Source organism: Acinetobacter lactucae (genome assembly GCF_001605885.1).
Classification (GTDB): Bacteria; Pseudomonadota; Gammaproteobacteria; order Pseudomonadales; family Moraxellaceae; genus Acinetobacter; species Acinetobacter lactucae.
In genome coordinates, this window is sequence record NZ_LRPE01000013.1 from 130256 (window position 1) to 148215 (window position 17960).

The following is a 17960-nucleotide window of genomic DNA, read 5'->3' on the forward strand; positions in this document are numbered from 1 at the left end:
TGTTTGAGGGCGTTTTATCCTGTGCCCTGTATTATGCCTCCTTGCTTGATATCACACGTTTTTATAACTGATCTGCCCGATTCTGGCATGCTTTATTCAACTAAATACAGGCAAAATCTACCATTTACGAACCTAGCCTATTTTTTAATAGCGCTAAAAAAAAGCACCTTCGAAAAGATGCTTTTGATGTTCAGTGGGATGGCATACCGCCTGTATTTCCTTTGGGTTTTGGACATAGCCAAATCACCAGTCCCGCAAAGACAAACACCATCGCAAACAGTAAAAATACATGGTTCGCCGACATGGTAATGGCTTCTTTATCGACGAGGTTTGAAATAATTCCGAGCGTCGAGTCAGCCGAAAAACCATTTTGCATCAGGTTATTTTGAACTTCGGTTGCGTTTAGGTTTGACACCATTTCACTACGTGCAACTTTGGCGTGGTCGTCCCACACGGTCACTGCAATTGAAGCACCAATCGCCCCTGCCATGGTTCTTAAAAAGTTCATGAGGCCCGCAGCAGATGCAATTTCTTGCTGGAGTACCGAACCAAGTGCAATGTTGGACAGTGGAATAAAGAAGAACGGCACAGCAAAACCTTGTAGGATTTGCGGCCAAGCCAGTGCCATAAAGTCGGCATCTGTGGTCCAAAATGCCCGCATTAAGGTCACACCACCGAGCAAGATCAAACCGAAACTCGCCAGCGCCCGTGGGTCATGTTTGGTCGAAAGCTTTGCCACAATCGGTGACATGGTCAAACTACCAAAGCCCATAGTGGCGGTTAAATATCCGGCCCATGTTGCGGTATAGGAAAGGTTCATTTGCAGCCACTGCGGAATCAGTACAATACTGCCAAAGAAGGCTCCAAAACCAAGCGACAAGGCCAGTACCGATATTGCAAAGCCCCTATGCCTAAAGACTTTGACATCAACGACGGGATGTTTGTCGGTGAGTTCCCATATGAGGAACACCACAAAACCAATGGCGGCAGTTAAACCTAAAACGATAATGCTCGTGCTATTAAACCAGTCGCGTTCGTGCCCTAAGTCGAGCATGAGCTGTAGCGCGCCAATCCAGAGAATTAACAGACCTAAACCGACTGTATCGATTCTTAAAGAAATTGTTTCTGTTTCAGCTACTCTTAATAAGCGCATTGCTGCTAAAACACAAATAATCCCAACAGGTAAGTTAATAAAGAAAATCCAGTGCCAAGACAGGTTATCACTAATCAGACCACCCAAAATTGGCCCTAAAATTGGCCCGACGACGGTCGTCATTGCCCATAGTCCCATCGCCTGTGCATGCTTTTCTTGAGGGAAAATACGCATCAGCAAGGTTTGGCTGAGCGGCATGAGAGGGCCACCGCATAGACCTTGTCCAATACGGAAAAACACCAACATACCTAAGGAGTTTGCTAGACCGCACAAAAAAGAAAAAATGGTAAAACCAATCAGGCCAAAAATAAAAACCCGAACAGTTCCAAAGCGACCTGCCAGCCAACCTGTTAAAGGTACACAAATCGCTTCTGCAACAGCATACGACGTAACAACCCATGTGCCTTGTGTACTTGAAACAGCGAGGTTACCGGTAATATGCGGTACAGATACGTTGGCAATGGTCGTATCGAGCACGACCATAAAGTTAGACAAGGCAATAACAAACGCTGCCAGTAATAAACGGCCACCGCTTAGTTCGGCAAAAGGTGTTTGCGTTTTCATAAGCGTTTACTTCGCAGATAAGTCGACTTTTGCTTCCATCGACAAGCCAACACGTAGTGGGTGTTCAGCAAGTTCTTTCGGGTCAAGTGCAATACGAACCGGTAAGCGTTGAACCACTTTAATCCAGTTACCTGTTGCGTTTTGAGCCGGAATTAAGGCAAAGGCAGAGCCTGTACCACCAGAGAAGCCCATCACTTTGCCGTGATATTCAACGTCATCACCGTATAAATCTGAAGTTAGCGTGACAGCCTGACCCGGACGGACTTTTTTCAACTGACTTTCTTTAAAGTTCGCATCTACATATAAATCATTCAGCGGCACAATCATCATCATGCTCGTACCCGGTGCCACACGTTGACCGACTTGAATATTACGACGCGTAACCACACCATCCACTGGCGCACGAATAACGGTACGTTCTAAATCAAGCTGAGCTTGTTCAACATGGGCTTGTGCAACTTGTACATCCGGAGTCGAAGTTTCACTTACACCCTGAATTAACGCTTCGTTTGCAGCTAAGGTACTTTCGGCAGCTTTACGGCTCGAAGACGCTTGCGCTAAACCAGCTTTGGCAAGTTCTAGCCCTGCTTTGGCTGTTTCGACTGCACTTTGTGCTTTAGTGAGTTCTTCTTTAGACACTGCACCAGATGCTGCAAGTTGCGCACGGCGGTTGAGTTCTAAAGCAGCTTTGTCATAGTCGGCTTGTGCTTGAGCGACTTGTGCTTTGGCACTGTTAATTTCGTCAGCACGAACCACAACTTGAGAGTTTAAAGAGCTACTGTTTGCCGCAGTTTGTTTGTATTGACGTTTTGCTTTGGCGAGCTCTGCCTCAGCTTGAGCCAATGCAATTTTGGCATCACGGTCATCAATACGAACCAGCACGTCACCACGATGTACCGTTTGAGTATCTTTTACGACAACCTGAGCGACCTGTCCGCTCACCATTGAAGTAATTTGCGCGGTTTCTGCACCGACATAAGCATTATCCGTACTCACCGAGTGATTTAAAAATAATGCCCAGATTGCATACAAAATAGCGGCGATCAATAAAATCAGCGCAAAAAAACCAAGAAATTTTTTGCGCTTGTTTTGATTGTTTTCATCCGAGGCAGATGTTGTTGGCACTGTTTCTTGTACATTGCTTTGTGCATCAGTCATGGTATGTTCCTAAAGATGAGTTGGCTTTGCCATCAATCTCGCACTACACCTTGTTATAGAGTTTTTATTTTTCTATAAACAAGACATACCGCATTGTCAAAGGAGCCAATTTTAACGCTAAAACCTCATAATATGAGAATAAAAAATTATAACTAATGCGTTCGTTCTAATTAAATTAATGTTTATCTCAAAGTTTTTATGAAAATTTCTGCTTTTTTAAACACTAAAAAAAGCGCACTTGGCGCTTTTAAACAGTTCAATTCATTGCTTAATAGGCATATGAGGCAATGCCCGCAGCAATCGGCTTATCTTCATCATTGACCATGGTCATGCGCATGGTGCAGCCCTTACGACCTAAGCGGAGTACTTCGGCACGTGCAATAAAATATTTACCACGCCCTGGTGCTAAATAATCTACACGCATGTCGACTGTTGCCAAACGCGACACTTGCTTAATGGTTTCAGTTAAAGTTTCGGGAGTTGAACGGCGATAGAGGTGTTCCATTGCCACAATTCCGCCAATACTATCGAGCAAAGTTGCAGCAACACCGCCATGTAAAATCTGAAATGCCAGATTGCCAATCAGGTTGGGTTGCATCTCGATATAGCCTTCAATATGCCCGTCCACCACACGCATAATCATTCCACTATGCTTAAAAAAAGGAGAGCTATTAAACGCCTTACATAATTGGTTGAGTACCACAGTTAGGTCAGTTTTTGCGCCTAAATGGATGTTCCCAGTCCAACTTTTCTTTTCATCACTCATACGTTGCCTAAATTTAAAAGCATGATAAACACCCATAATTTTGTACAAATCCAGCATTATGGGGCTACAATACAGCAGTCGGTTGACAGTAATGGAATATCCGCCAACCTATCCTAGTGTAATACCGAACATCGAGATTGTTATGACTTATACGTTCAATCGTCCTGCATTTCCAGCCACTCGCATGCGCCGTATCCGTAAAAATGACCAGTTGCGTGCGATGGTCAGCGAAACACAGCTCACTACCAATCACTTGATTTATCCAGTATTTGTATTACCGGGACAAAATCAGACCCAAGATATTCCAAGTATGCCAAACATTCAGCGTTTGTCGGCAGATTTGTTACTGAAAAAAGCTGAAAGACTTCTGGAATTGGGCGTATCCAAACTGGCTCTTTTTCCAGTTACCCCGCAAGAAGATAAAAGCCTCACCGCAGAAGCTGCATGGCACGAAGATGGTTTAGTACAAACCACTTGCCGTTTGCTTAAAAAAGAATTACCAGAAATGGTGTTAATCACTGATGGTGCCCTCGACCCGTACACCACGCATGGTCAAGACGGCATTATTGATGAAACAGGCTATGTGCTAAACGACGAGACTGTAGAATGCTTGATTAAACAAGCGTTAAGTCACGCAGAAGCAGGTGTCGAAGTGATTGCACCAAGTGACATGATGGATGGTCGTATTGGCGCTATTCGTCAGGCTTTAGAAGCCAATGGTCACATCTACACCAACATCATGGCCTACTCTGCAAAATATGCATCTAGCTTCTATGGTCCATTCCGTGATGCTGTTGGCTCTGCATCCAACCTAAAAGGTGGTAATAAATATAACTACCAGATGGACTTTGCCAACCGTGCCGAAGCATTACATGAAATCGCGCTTGATATTCAAGAAGGCGCCGACATGGTGATTGTAAAACCGGGCATGCCATATCTGGATGTGGTACGTGAAGTGAAAGATACCTTTGGTGTTCCGACATTCATCTACCAAGTGAGTGGCGAATATGCAATGTTAGCTGGCGCAATTCAAAATGGCTGGTTATCAGACTCAGTGATTTTAGAATCACTCATGTGCTGCCGCCGCGCTGGTGCAGACGGAATCTGGACTTACTTTGCAGAAACCGCTGCCGAAAAACTCAAGGAAATGAACTAAGTTCGCAGAGAAAGGATAACACTGCATGCATATTGCAATCATTGGCGCGGGTATAAGTGGATTAATGTCTGCGCTGGAGTTGGTTGAACAAGGCTGTACGGTCAGCATTTTTGATCAACAACAAGCGGGACAAGCAGCCTCTTGGGCTGGCGGAGGTATTCTCTCTCCGATGTACCCGTGGCGCTATGTGCATGCAGTGAACCAACTTGCTCAATTTGGTAAAGCCTCGTATCAAGCATGGAACCAAAAGCTCTACCCTGTTACAGGAATTGATTTTGAAATTCATGACACAGGCATGCTAATTTTTGATGAAGAGGATTTTGACGTTGGGCTTTCCTATGCCGAACAACATCAAGAACCCATGCAGCGCTGCGAATATTTACAGCGAGATGCATTAGAACAAGTTAATCCACATATTTCCGATCAGTTCCAAGAAGCGATTTATTTCCCCGAACTGTCTAATATTCGCAATCCACGCGTTTTACAGTCCTTGATTAGCTATTTAAAACAACATCCAAACGTTAAGTTTTTTGAACACACTACTGTTAAAAAATTGATTCAACAGGGGGATGTAATACAAGCCCTACAAACCGAAGATGGACGCAAACATATAGCAGATCATTTTGTAATAACTTCGGGCGCTTGGAGCCATTACTGGAACTCACAATTACAACTCGAAATTCCAGTCGAACCTGTTCAAGGTCAAATGCTGTTATTTAAAACCCCTGCTCACTGGCTACCGACCATGTGCATGAATCGAGTCATGTATTTGATTCCACGTATGGACGGTCATATTGTATGTGGATCTAGCATGGCGCATCGCGGGTTTGACACCTCTACCGATGAAACCACCCAGCACAATATTTTAGAAGCATGTTTAGAAATGGTGCCTGAACTGGCCGATTTCCCGATTGTACAGCGCTGGGCAGGCCTCAGACCAAGTTCACCAAATGGCGTTCCCTACATTGGCAAAATGCCTGAAATGGACAACCTATGGGCAAACTTTGGTCATTTTAGAAATGGTTTATGCATGGGCGCAGGCTCTGCGCAATTGCTCCGTCAGCTTATGCTAGATCAATCAACATTAGTTGATGCCAAAGCATATTCCCCAGAGCGTTTGCAAAATAAAATCTTAGCCTGACGCGAGTATATTCTCTAAAGCCATTTTTAACTGAGGATAAGCAAACTCAAATCCTTCAGTTTGTAAGGCTGCGGGTTTGACGTACTGACCATTTAAAATCAATTGCGATTGTTCGCCCAACAAACAGCGAAAAACAGAGCTTGGCGCTGACAACAGTGGTTTCTTATTCAAAACCTCAGCAGCTTGCTCAACAAAGATCTTTTGAGTCACATTTTCTGGCGCTACAACATTGTGAATTTGAGCAGATTGAGGATGCTGAAATATAAACTCGATGGCGTTTAACACGTCTTCAATGTGTACCCAAACCACAGGCTGACGGCCATGACCAATTTGACCGACCAAATTGAGTCGAATCGGAAGCAACATTTTAGGCAAAATACCACCGCCCTGCCCAAACACCACACCTAAACGAATAATTTTAGTATTTTGCTGAGCATCTGCTAAAGCTGCTCGCTCCCACTCTTGGCAAAGCTGAGACATAAAAATAGGTTGTGGCAAGCTTTGTTCTGTGCACACTTCTGTCCACTTTTCTTGGTCATCTATACCGTAATAACCAATGGCCGAACCAGAAACAATTACTTCAGGAAAAATTTCAGACTGCTTGAGCCACGCATATAGCTTTCGTGTCGTATTTACACGGCTTTCAATGAGTTGTTTTTTACGTGACTCGGTCCAGCGTTTTTCGCCAATATTTGCACCTGCCAAATTCACAACATAATCAATTTGACGGGTCGAAATATCTTCAAACTTTTGCACCCACTGCAAGGCCGGATGATCAGATTCCTTTCCAGCCTGCCGTGTCACAGCAATCACGTTATAATTTTTTTGTAGTAGGAACTTAATTAAATGCGTTCCGATAAAACCACTTGCACCCGTAATTAATATATTCTTATTCATATTTCCTCCCAAGCTGAGGATTCAAGTTTTATTTAATTGTATAAGACTCATTTATATTTAATCGTATGAGTTTTCGTAGTGATCTATTGCTCGTTAAACATTTTGTTTGCCATTCGCTGTGCCTGTTTGCCATAAAACCAATAGGTAATTAAATAAAGCGGAATAGCTAACATTAAAAGCATAATCACCATAATGCTTAAAAATTGAGGCTGTTTGAGGTAAAGCATAAAGTTTTGCAAAATCTCAGGGTCTTTTCTGGCAAATAAAAATAGGCCAAATAAAACGCCACATAGGTTATAACCCCAAAAAATCAGGGTAAAACCTAAAGTAAATTTCTTTTTTTCTTGTACAGTCGGAGCACGACGTTCTTTCTTTAAAAATTTAAATAAGACAAAAATCATTGCGCCTAAATATGGAACGGCTGTTAAAATACCACCTACACTCGCTGGTAATAGTGCTGCAACCACACCTACAATTAAGGTAAGCACGATGCATAAACCAAAAAACCAGAGAAAGTAAGAACGTAATTTGGTCATATTTTTGCCTAATTTATGGGTTCAAAAAATAATTATAAATTTTTTTCGATTTTTTTTCATTTTTCTGTCAACCAATCCTGATCTCTTGACGTTATATAGGGTAACAAGGTCGCAGCAACCGAATACTTCCTTTGCACGGCATCCGCAAAATTGTTTCGGTGACCTTTCATTACGACGCTTTTCTTCCTTCGGATTAGGTTTTGTTAGCAGCCGAAACCCTTGATGAAGCTTTTGACCGACGATTCTCTCATCACTCGAATCGTCGGTTTTTATTTTTTAGCACTTTCATTTATTTTACGTTCAACATACACAATCGTGCTTTCATGGCTATAAAGGCTATGCGTATACTTTTTGTACCATAAAAATATGATTTAAATAATATGAACAACATTGCCTATTTTGAAATCCAGTCTTCAAACCCTGCCTGCGATGCGCAGTTTTACCAAGCTGTGTTCGGCTGGCAATTTAAACTCGATGAAAGCTTACCGATTGAATATTACCGCATAGAGACACCTTCAATGATGGGAGGACTATTAAAACGCCCTGCTCAAACACCTCCAATGGAATATGGCACCAATGCATTTACCTGTTCGATTCAGGTGGAAAACTTTGATGACATAGCTGCAAAAATTTTAGCGCAAGGCGGTATTGTCGCAATGGATAAATTCGCGATTCCGGGCCGCGCTTGGCATGGTTATTTTGTCGACTTAGACCATAACGTTTTTGGTATTTTCCAAATCGATGAAAATGCAGCTTAAAGCTTTTATTTTACGACTCTATTTATTTTTTAATGTATAGCCACCGCCTTTTTATCGGTGGCTATTTCATATTAATTATTCAGCAAAGCTAAAACTCGCTTCACATGTAATTGGAAAATTCACCGAATTGGCAATCATACATTCATGATGTGCTTCTTCATGCAATTTTGCTGCAAGTTCTTGGTCAGCACCTTCTTCTAAAACAACTTCTGGTCTTAAAATAATTTGAGTAAAGTGACCATGTTTAACTGGATCTGCATCTTCCATAAAACCAAGTGCTTTATCGACATAACTCAGCACGTGAATATGATTGACTGCACATAGGTGCAAATACCAAAGCTTATGACAAGCTGAAGCTGATGCAACCAATAAATCTTCTGGGTTCCATCTGGTCACATCCCCTAAATAGGCTGGGTCTGATGAACCTTGAATAGTGGCCTTTTGAGGATGCTGAATACTAAAGTCTCGTTTATATGAACGATAAGATGAAGTGCCTGTTCCAGTATTGCCTTCCCACTGTATTTTTACTTGGTATTTATGAATAGCCATTTTGTTCTCAAAGTTCATGGTTTAAGTCGATAGTAACAAAGCAAACTTTAAAGTGAAAAATTTAATTTAAGTTTCAACTTAGGCTTAAATAACGAGCACTTTAAAATGTCTTGATAAAATCTCCTGCCAATTTATGCTAACGTATCTGTGTTTATTTTGGCTTGATGTCTGTTTCTATGTCCGTACATTTTTTACATACTTCTGACTGGCATTTGGGGCAGTTTTTTTATAATCATTCACGCCACTACGAACACCAACAATTTTTAAGCTGGTTACTCACTCAAATTCAAGAAAAACAACCGCATGCTCTGCTCATTGCCGGCGATATTTTTGATGTCATTAACCCGGGCTCTCAAGCACAAAAACAACTTTACCAATTTTTAGCAGATGCGCATCGTATTGCGCCGCACATGCAAACACTCATGATTGCCGGTAATCACGACTCAGGCTACCGTATTGAACAGGTCGAGCCACTATTAGAAAAATATAATGCAAAAACCGTGGGCGTGGTTCGCTGGAATGAGGATAAAACTCTAGATCTCGATCGACTACTTTTACCTATCTATAATCAAAATCAAGATATTGTGGCGTGGTGTCTTGCCCTGCCTTTTTTACGTTCAGCCGAAATTACGGGCTTTAATGAACATACCACCAACAGCAAAAATGCGATTGCCTATTTACATCAGCAACTGATTGCCGAAGCAAAACGTCGTAAAACACCAGACCAAGCGCTGATTTTGATGTCGCATGCCCACATGCAAGGTGGAGAAACATCTGACTCTGAACGCCCAATTATTATTGGTAATGAAGAGGCACTTTCGACGACTTTATTTGAAGATGCTGTCGACTATGTCGCTTTAGGGCACTTACATAAACCACAAAAAGTGGGTCAGCCGCACATTCGTTATAGTGGCTCGCCAATTCCGCTTTCTTTCAGCGAAATTAACTATAAGCACCAAGTAGTTGAAGTCAAAGTTGATCCGACTCAAGACACAGACAGCCGTTTGCAATTTGACGCTGTCGAAATTCCACGTTGTATACAGTTGCACCGCATTCGTGGTGAGTTAAATGAAGTGCTACAACAACTCAAAGCCTTGCCAAACGGCGTGATTGAAAATATTGACCACCGTGAATATGTCGATATTGAATATTATAGCTTAACGCCGCCGCAGCCCAATTTACGTCAGCAGTTTGAAGCAGCCCTACCACCTGACCGCTATCGTTTAGTGCGTATTTCTCGTCAATATGTGAATAAAGACTCGATCGACTCAAATACTACTCAGCAAATCGCCCTTGAACCACCAACACCAGAAAAACTCTTTCAAAATATCTGGGAAAAACAAGGTTACAGCGCCGATGATGCGGTCTTAAAAGATTTTCTAAGTCTAGTACAAGAAGCACAAAAACATCTTGAAAATGATGCAACACCTTAAGGATATGTCATGAAAATTTTATCCATTCGAATAAAAAATCTGGCATCTCTTTCTGATGAACACTTTATTGATTTTGAAAGCGCGCCTCTCGCCCATGCAGGTCTGATTGCGATTGTGGGAAAAACTGGTGCTGGTAAATCGACTATTTTAGACGCCATGTGTCTGGCTTTGTTTAATCGGGTTCCTCGTCTAAAAGACAGTGATGGCAAATTAAAAGATGTTGATGGTTCCGAGTTACTGACCAATTCACCTTTAACTGTCTTACGCCGTGGTACAGGCCATGGTTTTGCTGAGCTTTGCTTTGTCGCACAAGATCAAAAACGCTATTTGGCACGCTGGGAAATTAAACGGGCACGTGAAAACCCAAATGGTAAATTACAAAGCGTACAACGCCACTTAAAATGCCTGACCGATGGCGTGGTGCTTGCCGACAAAGCCAAAGCGGTTGATGAAAAAGTTAAACAAATTACCCAGCTTTCTTTTGAACAGTTTACTCGTGCGGTATTACTTGCCCAATCCGAAGTGACCGCATTTTTAAAAGCACGAGATAGCGAACGCGGTGAGTTACTCGAGTACCTGACCAACTCCAGCATTTTCGCCAAAATCGGTGAACTGGCTTTTCGTAAAACAGCAGATATTGCAAAACAGCGTAAACAGCTTGAAGAGTTCTTAGGCCACATTGAAATTTTGTCTGATGAAGAGATTACGGCTTTTACTACGCAATATCAGCAAGCTGAACAAAATCATCAACAGTTAGAACAGCAAAAAAATATCTTAGACAAACAGCAACAATGGTTTGAGCGTAAGGCGAAACTTGAGCAAGAAGTTCAAGCTAAACAACAACAGTTTCAAACCCAGCAAAATCATCATCAACAATTGGCTGGTGAACGTGAGCAATTAAAACGATTTGAAGTTTTCTCTGAAATACGCCCACAAGCTTTTCAGCAAGCTCAAAATTTACAAACGCTACAACAGCTTGAACCGCAAATTCAGCAAGCTCAAACCAAGTTTAATGAGTTGGTGCAAGTTTTTGAAACGGGACAAAAACAATATCAACTTGCAGAACAAGAGCTCAAACAAACCCTCGATTTTGAGCAACAGCATCAACAAGCTTTAAATCAAGTTCGACAGTCCATTCAAGAACGTGCTTTTATTGCTGATGAATATAAAAAGTGCAAAGAAAAAAGAAACGTACTTGAGCAAAAACTTAGTCCACTGCACCAGCACCAAAACACTGTGCAACAGCACATTGCGCAGCTTGAGCAGAACCAAATTCATCTGCAACAACAGCTTACCCAAACTCAGCAATATGCTGTATTGGACAAAGGCCTTTCAGCGCATCTGCATCAGCTCGGACAATTTATTCAAAATTACCAAGCGATTGAACAACAACTCGGAAACCCTACCCTTGCCCGCCAAAAGCTAGCGGAAGATAAAAGTGAACTTGAACAACTGACAGCTTCACTCGGCACAGTTGAACAAATTGAGTTAAAGCTTGAACAGCAACGTAAAGACAAAGAACAAAAGCTCGCTCAAATCACTCAGCTAGATCTGACTCAACAGAAAGTTAAAATTTATCATGAGTTATATGCTGAGCTTCAGCAATTCACTGAAAAACAAACTCAAGTCTCAGCCCAAGAACAGCAGCTTAAAACCGTTTGCCCGTCCACAGAGCAAGAGTACCAAACAGCAAAAACTGAACGTGAAAAGTTACAGCACATCCTGCAACAGCAGCGCTTATTACATACTGAAAATATTGAACAGTTACGAGCGAATCTTAAAGAAGGTGAAGCTTGTTTAGTGTGCGGAAGTACACATCACCCCTATCGTGTTGATGACAGTGCAGTCTCCAAGGCGTTGTTCGACTTGCAGCAACAACAAGAGCAGCAAGCTATTGTACTCGAGCAAACTAAATTTAATGCGTGGCAAACCCAACAGCATGCCCTCACCCAGTATCGTGCCGAGCTTGAGCAAGTTCAGAAATATCTAGCTCAACTTCAAACAAAACAATCAAGCCTGCAACAAGAGCTTGAGCAAGCGTTTAACCTCAATCAGTTAAATATTGAGCTTAATCAAGCCCCTGAAAAAATCTTGCAAACACTTAATGAACTCAGACAAGCCACACAAACTGCCGTAAGTTCATTTGACTCAGAAAACTTACGTTTAACCCAAGCGATTAAACAGCACAATCAACTGGTTCAATCTATTCAACGCAATGAAAGCTTGCTTAATACAGCACAGCAATGGCAACAACAAGTTCAACATATTGTCGAGTGTTTATCGGAAACCGAACAGCACGCATGGCAGCAAGCAAGTAGCCAAACAGCTAAGCAGACTTGGGCTATTCTTGATGCACGCGCCAAGCAACTTGAGCAACAAGAACAGCTTGCACAGCGTTTTGAACAGCAGCAACAAGACCTTAAAATGTTGACTGCCAACCTTGAACAAATGGCGAAGCAAATTGATGAGATTGACCAAAATCTCAAAGAGATTACGCTTAAAGGCCAACAAAATAATGAAAAAGCAGTGTCACTCATTCAGCAAATGACGGGCCGCGCTGATATTAAACCGCATGAATGGTTAATTGAGCATGACACTAAACGTCAGCAACAACAAACGGCGTATCACGAGGCTAAACAACGTTTTGAACAAACCAGACAGTACTTTGAGCAGCAAAAACAAGCACTCGATCAGCTCAAGCATCAACATCAACACACTGCACAACATCAGCAGCAGATTGATGAACAAATTCAAAACTGGTTAAAAGCCCATACTGATTTTGAGCCACATGATCTTACGGCGCTCATGCAGATCAATTCAGCCCAAGAGCAAGACATTCGTAACCGTCTTAATCATGCCGAGCGTTTATTAAGTGAAGCCTCTTCTGCCCTTAAAACCATGCAAGAGCAATTGAGTGAGCACTTACAAACTCAGCCAGATATTGAGCATGAAAAGCTCGTTAGTCTCATTCAAGACAATATTGCAGAGCTTAAAGCACAACTTGAAGTACGTGATCGACTGAAGCTTAAGCTTGAAGTACATCAGCAAAACCTTGCGAAGCAGCAACAATATGCAGAGCAAATTCAAAATATTCAGCAAGAAGAACATCGCTGGAGCAAAATTTCAGGTCTGATTGGTGATGCCAAAGGAAAAGAGTTCCGCGACTACGCCCAGCAATATCATTTAGATATTTTAGTTGAACATGCCAATCAGCAACTGGCGATGCTGTCTCAGCGCTATACACTAAAACGTCTAGATCAGTCTTTAAGCCTTGCCATCATTGACCACGATATGGATGGAGAAACTCGCTCCGTTGCATCTTTGTCTGGCGGTGAGTCATTCTTAACTGCCCTTGCTTTGTCGTTAGCCATCGCGAATATGGCTTCAGGCTCAATGAAAATTGAATCACTGTTTATTGATGAAGGCTTTGGTACTTTGGATGCCTCTTCTTTGCATATGGTCATGAATGCTTTAGACCAATTGCAAAATCAGGGACGTCAGGTCATTCTCATCTCACACATTCAAGAAATGCATGAGCGTATTCCTGTACAAATTCAGGTAAAACCACTCGGCGCGGGCGCAAGTACCATTGAAGTAGTAGGTTAAAACTAAAAAGCCCCGACATCCTGTCGGGGCTTTTTTAGATTCTGCGTTGGTATAACTCCTGTCGTACCTGTATGCATCCATTCATCACTGTTTATTGTTATTCTTAGAAACATCCTGTTTCCTGATGAATTCATAGTACGAAAAAAGCGTCGTCTACCATAGCCGCAAAAGGCCGCAATTTCTGTAAGATAAAGCTTACATCAACCTTTTTGCGAATAGTCTCTAGCACCAAACAATGCCGTTCCTACACGAACCATCGTTGAACCAGCTGCAATTGCAGCTTCTAAATCACTCGACATTCCCATACTTAAAGTATCCCAATCTTCTGGGTGGGCATGCTTTTCTTTCACCGCATCAAACAAGGCTTTAGCATCTGCAAAAGCGGCAGTATTGTCAGGGGCTGGAATAACCATTAAACCGCGTAATTTGATTTTTGGTAATTGACTCATTTGGGCAACCAGCTCGGTAACTTCATCTGGTGCACAACCATCTTTACTGTCTTGCCCATCAATATTCACTTGCAAACAAATATTCAGAGCAGGTTGATCATCGCCACGTTGGTTAGATAGCCGCTCGGCAATAATTAAACGATCTACACCATGTACCCAATCAAATTTCTCAGCCAAATGTTTAGTCTTATTACGTTGAACATGACCAATAAAATGCCATTCAATTTCCAAATCCTGTAAAGCTTCAATTTTATCTAAAGCTTCTTGCAAATAGTTTTCGCCAAATGCTCTTTGCCCTGCTGCATACATTTCACGCAAACTTTCACTTGGATGTGTTTTCGATACGGCTAAAAGTTGTACGGTTTCAGGCGCACGTTGAGCATTCTCACAAGCAACTTTGATTTGCTGTAATACGTGCTGTCGCGCATCTTGCAGGTAATTCATTGACAAGGTTCTCATTTTCAAAAAACTTTTTTGCTTTTCACCTAAAGCGAGGTGTTGGTAAGCCTCGGTGAAAGCCGTATATTATTCTACAAAATAATGACATATTTTGATTTACTTGGGGAAATTATGGATATTACAGAGCTACTCGCCTTCTCTGTGAAAAATGGCGCGTCCGATTTACATTTGTCTGCTGGCATGCCACCAATGATTCGCGTTGATGGTGAGGTCCGTCGCATTAACTTACCTGCTCTAGATCATAAAGATGTTCACCGTCTGGTCTACGACATCATGAATGATAAACAGCGTCGTGACTACGAAGAAAAACTCGAAACCGACTTTTCTTTTGAAGTACCCAACGTTGCACGTTTCCGTGTTAACGCATTTAACCAAAACCGTGGTGCCGGTGCAGTGTTTCGTACTATTCCTTCCAAAGTACTCACCATGGAAGATTTAGGCCTAGGTCAAATCTTTAAAGATATTTGTGACTATCCACGCGGCATTGTACTGGTGACAGGTCCAACAGGTTCAGGTAAATCGACCACACTTGCAGCGATGATGGACTATATTAATGAAAACCGTTATGACCATATTTTAACAGTTGAAGACCCTATCGAATTTGTACATCAGTCAAAGAAATGCCTGATTAACCAACGTGAAGTACACCGTGATACACATGGCTTTAATGAAGCGCTACGTTCAGCACTGCGTGAAGACCCAGATATTATTTTGGTCGGTGAGATGCGTGACCTTGAGACTATTCGTTTAGCGCTTACTGCTGCCGAAACAGGCCATTTAGTGTTTGGTACGCTCCATACCACTTCTGCTGCAAAAACCATTGACCGTGTGATTGACGTATTCCCAGCCGAAGAAAAAGACATGGTTCGTGCCATGCTGTCTGAATCTTTACAGGCTGTTATTTCACAAACCTTGCTTAAAAAGAATGGCGGTGGCCGTGTCGCAGCTCATGAAATCATGATTGGTATTCCTGCCATTCGTAACTTAATTCGTGAAAACAAAGTCGCGCAAATGTACTCAGCTATTCAGACAGGCGCAAATCATGGCATGACCACCCTCGACCAAAGCTTAAAAGGTTTAGTCGCTCGCGGTGTAATCAGCCCGCAAACGGCTCGTACTGCTGCTAAACAGCCTGAATCATTCCTATAAAAAATAATTAGAGAATAAATATGGATTTTAATGACCTACTCAACCTGATGGTTGAAAAAAAATCATCCGACCTCTTTATTACAGATGGCGTTGCACCATCGATGAAGATTAACGGGCAAATTGTTCCAATTTCAAAAAATAGTCTTTCAGGCGAAATTATTGGTCAACTGTTACATTCCATCATGAGTGAAAAACAACGCAAAGAATTTGCTGAGACTCGTGAATGTAACTTTGCCATTATGAACCGAGATAAATCTGCCCGTTTTCGTGTAAGTGCTTTTCAGCAACGTGACATGCCGGGCATGGTATTACGTCGAATTGAAACTAAAATTCCTTCAATTGATGACTTACAACTACCGCCTGTACTTAAAGATTTATCGATGACCAAACGCGGTATCATTATTTTTGTAGGCGCAACAGGTACAGGTAAATCGACCTCATTGGCTTCAATGATTAGCTATCGGAACCATAACTCTAAAGGTCACATCATTACCATTGAAGACCCTATCGAGTTTATTCATGAACACGCTGGCTGCATTATTACCCAACGTGAAGTCGGGATCGATACAGACTCATTCGAAATTGCCTTAAAGAATACTTTGCGACAAGCACCCGATGTAATCTTGATTGGTGAGATTCGTTCTCGTGAAGTAATGGACTACGCAATTGGCTTTGCTGAAACAGGTCACCTTGTATTAGCCACAATGCACGCCAACAACGCTAACCAAGCACTTGATCGTATTATTCACTTCTTTGAAAGTGATCGTCACAGCCAGCTCTACATGGACCTATCACTTAACTTAAAGGCCATGATTGCACAGCAACTTATTCCAACACCTGATGGTAATTCGCGCCGTGCAGCGATTGAGATTCTCATTAACTCACCATTAATTTCAGACTATATTCGTAAAGGCGAAATTCATGAAATTAAAGATTTAATGAAACGCTCACGTGAACTCGGTATGCAAACTTTTGACCAAGCGCTGTTTGATCTTTATAAGTCAGGCCAAATTACCTACAAAGATGCATTAAAACATGCCGATTCACCAAACGATTTACGTTTAACAATTAAGCTTGCCGAAGAAGGTCCTGATCAAATTGCAGGCACAAATCAGCATTTAACCTTCGACAGACAGTAATTTCTTCATAAAAAAAGGAAGGTTAAACGTAACCTTCCTTTTTTATTTGTTTTCTTTGTGTGAAAACGATTATTTCTTGCGCAGTACTTCCTGACATTCAGGTTCGTTACAGTAACCGTAGAGGTTTAATGAGTGACCCGTTAAGGTAAACCCATGTTGCTCTGCTACAGCATGCTGTTCCTTCTCGATAACATCATTAGTAAATTCAATAACTTTGTTGCAATTATGGCAAACCAAATGATCGTGATGATCTTCTTGCATAATTTCGAAAACAGAATGATTATTTTCGAAATGGTGGCGCTGAATGATACCTGCAGCTTCAAATTGTGTTAACACACGGTAAACTGTCGCAAGGCCGACATCTTCCCCTTGTTCTAACAAAGTCTTGTAAATATCTTCAGCGCTAAGATGATGTTGTTTTGAATTTTCTAATAATTCCAAAATCTTAATTCGTGGAAGGGTAACTTTAAGTCCAGCTTTGCGCAAATCTTGATTGGAAATAGGCATGAAAAAAGGTCTCTCAACAAATCTCAAGTTGGAATAGGCAATAGAATTTAGATGAAGTATGATCTATCCTTTGATCAAATGCATCATAATTTATTGGGATAGTGTAGCAAAATGCAAAAACTCGTGCTGACGTTATTAGTCACTTCACTCCTTGCTGGTTGTTCAATCTTTGGTGTATATAAGGTTGATATTCCTCAAGGGACTCCATTGACCAAAGCTCAAGCCTCTCAAGTACAGGTCGGCATGAATTTCCAGCAAGTGCGTTTTTTACTTGGTAGTCCAACTGTGACTGATCCCCTCAATCCTCTACGTTGGGACTACATTTACAACTATATCCCGGGAACTTATGCGAAAAAAGCAAAAATCCCCGCAGCACATGGTCAGCATTTAAAAATTTACTTTGATGGAACTGGCACAGTAACTAAAATTGAAGGTTTAGAAACTATTCCAGAATCGCAACCAGGTTTACCTGCTTCTAAAGAAGCGATTTTAACTGCACCACCACTATAATCGTTTTTTCTAATAAAAATAAACCCCTCA

At 41.8% G+C, this 17960-nt stretch carries 16 protein-coding genes; 8 read left to right on the forward strand and 8 right to left on the reverse strand.

Annotation, left to right across the window (positions count from 1 at the left end; genetic code table 11):
* Nucleotides 1–190: 190 nt before the first annotated feature.
* From AWW73_RS07755 to AWW73_RS07765, 3 genes are all read right to left on the reverse strand, one after another.
* Nucleotides 191–1717, reverse strand: coding sequence for a DHA2 family efflux MFS transporter permease subunit (locus AWW73_RS07755; RefSeq protein WP_062849310.1), 1527 nt, complete (start codon nt 1715–1717; stop codon nt 191–193).
* A 6-nt stretch (nt 1718–1723) separates the two neighbouring features.
* Nucleotides 1724–2875, reverse strand: a complete 1152-nt coding sequence (locus AWW73_RS07760) for an EmrA/EmrK family multidrug efflux transporter periplasmic adaptor subunit (RefSeq protein WP_062849311.1) — start codon at nt 2873–2875, stop codon at nt 1724–1726.
* A gap of 268 nt (nt 2876–3143) precedes the next feature.
* Complete coding sequence (locus AWW73_RS07765) at nt 3144–3641, reverse strand: thioesterase family protein (protein WP_062849331.1); 498 nt, start codon at nt 3639–3641, stop codon at nt 3144–3146.
* A 142-nt stretch (nt 3642–3783) separates the two neighbouring features.
* Between AWW73_RS07765 and hemB the strand changes: the two genes are divergently transcribed.
* Nucleotides 3784–4797 (forward strand): porphobilinogen synthase, encoded by a 1014-nt coding sequence (hemB, locus tag AWW73_RS07770; protein ID WP_062849332.1) that lies wholly within the window; start codon nt 3784–3786, stop codon nt 4795–4797.
* A gap of 25 nt (nt 4798–4822) precedes the next feature.
* On the forward strand, nt 4823–5938 hold the full coding sequence (locus tag AWW73_RS07775) for an NAD(P)/FAD-dependent oxidoreductase (protein ID WP_062849312.1): 1116 nt from the start codon (nt 4823–4825) through the stop codon (nt 5936–5938).
* On the opposite strand, the gene AWW73_RS07780 is transcribed toward AWW73_RS07775, so the two are convergent.
* Together AWW73_RS07780 and AWW73_RS07785 are read right to left on the reverse strand one after the other, a co-directional pair.
* Nucleotides 5930–6835 carry a TIGR01777 family oxidoreductase gene (locus tag AWW73_RS07780; protein WP_062849313.1) on the reverse strand — a complete coding sequence of 302 codons (906 nt, stop codon included), beginning with the start codon at nt 6833–6835 and terminating at the stop codon, nt 5930–5932. The genes AWW73_RS07775 and AWW73_RS07780 overlap by 9 nt on opposite strands.
* 83 nt (nt 6836–6918) lie before the next feature.
* Nucleotides 6919–7371: an ABZJ_00895 family protein gene (locus AWW73_RS07785; RefSeq protein WP_062849314.1), complete on the reverse strand. Its 453-nt coding sequence runs from the start codon at nt 7369–7371 to the stop codon at nt 6919–6921.
* Between the two features lie 380 nt (nt 7372–7751).
* Between AWW73_RS07785 and AWW73_RS07790 the strand changes: the two genes are divergently transcribed.
* A complete protein-coding gene (locus tag AWW73_RS07790; RefSeq protein ID WP_062849315.1) occupies nt 7752–8129 on the forward strand; it encodes a VOC family protein in 378 nt (125 codons plus the stop codon).
* 75 nt (nt 8130–8204) lie between these two features.
* Here AWW73_RS07790 and AWW73_RS07795 read toward each other — a convergent pair whose 3' ends face one another.
* Nucleotides 8205–8678, reverse strand: a complete 474-nt coding sequence (locus tag AWW73_RS07795) for an OsmC family protein (protein WP_062849316.1) — start codon at nt 8676–8678, stop codon at nt 8205–8207.
* 164 nt (nt 8679–8842) lie between these two features.
* Here AWW73_RS07795 and AWW73_RS07800 point away from each other — a divergent pair, with 164 nt between their 5' ends.
* Both AWW73_RS07800 and AWW73_RS07805 read left to right on the forward strand, forming a co-directional pair.
* The gene (locus tag AWW73_RS07800) at nt 8843–10111 is read left to right on the forward strand and encodes an exonuclease SbcCD subunit D (RefSeq protein WP_062849317.1); all 1269 of its coding nucleotides are present in this window, start codon (nt 8843–8845) and stop codon (nt 10109–10111) included.
* Between the two features lie 9 nt (nt 10112–10120).
* Nucleotides 10121–13717 carry an AAA family ATPase gene (locus tag AWW73_RS07805; protein WP_062849318.1) on the forward strand — a complete coding sequence of 1199 codons (3597 nt, stop codon included), beginning with the start codon at nt 10121–10123 and terminating at the stop codon, nt 13715–13717.
* A gap of 200 nt (nt 13718–13917) precedes the next feature.
* Here the strand turns inward: AWW73_RS07805 and AWW73_RS07810 are convergent, their stop codons facing one another.
* Nucleotides 13918–14610 (reverse strand): YggS family pyridoxal phosphate-dependent enzyme, encoded by a 693-nt coding sequence (locus AWW73_RS07810; RefSeq protein ID WP_062849319.1) that lies wholly within the window; start codon nt 14608–14610, stop codon nt 13918–13920.
* A 126-nt stretch (nt 14611–14736) separates the two neighbouring features.
* Between AWW73_RS07810 and AWW73_RS07815 the strand changes: the two genes are divergently transcribed.
* Both AWW73_RS07815 and AWW73_RS07820 read left to right on the forward strand, forming a co-directional pair.
* Nucleotides 14737–15774, forward strand: a complete 1038-nt coding sequence (locus AWW73_RS07815) for a type IV pilus twitching motility protein PilT (RefSeq protein ID WP_025470368.1) — start codon at nt 14737–14739, stop codon at nt 15772–15774.
* A 20-nt stretch (nt 15775–15794) separates the two neighbouring features.
* A complete protein-coding gene (locus AWW73_RS07820) occupies nt 15795–16913 on the forward strand; it encodes a PilT/PilU family type 4a pilus ATPase (protein ID WP_005803129.1) in 1119 nt (372 codons plus the stop codon).
* A gap of 69 nt (nt 16914–16982) precedes the next feature.
* On the opposite strand, the gene fur is transcribed toward AWW73_RS07820, so the two are convergent.
* Nucleotides 16983–17420: a ferric iron uptake transcriptional regulator gene (gene fur, locus AWW73_RS07825; RefSeq protein ID WP_002121758.1), complete on the reverse strand. Its 438-nt coding sequence runs from the start codon at nt 17418–17420 to the stop codon at nt 16983–16985.
* A 111-nt stretch (nt 17421–17531) separates the two neighbouring features.
* Between fur and AWW73_RS07830 the strand changes: the two genes are divergently transcribed.
* Nucleotides 17532–17930, forward strand: a complete 399-nt coding sequence (locus AWW73_RS07830; protein WP_002121740.1) for an outer membrane protein assembly factor BamE — start codon at nt 17532–17534, stop codon at nt 17928–17930.
* Nucleotides 17931–17960 lie beyond the last annotated feature (30 nt).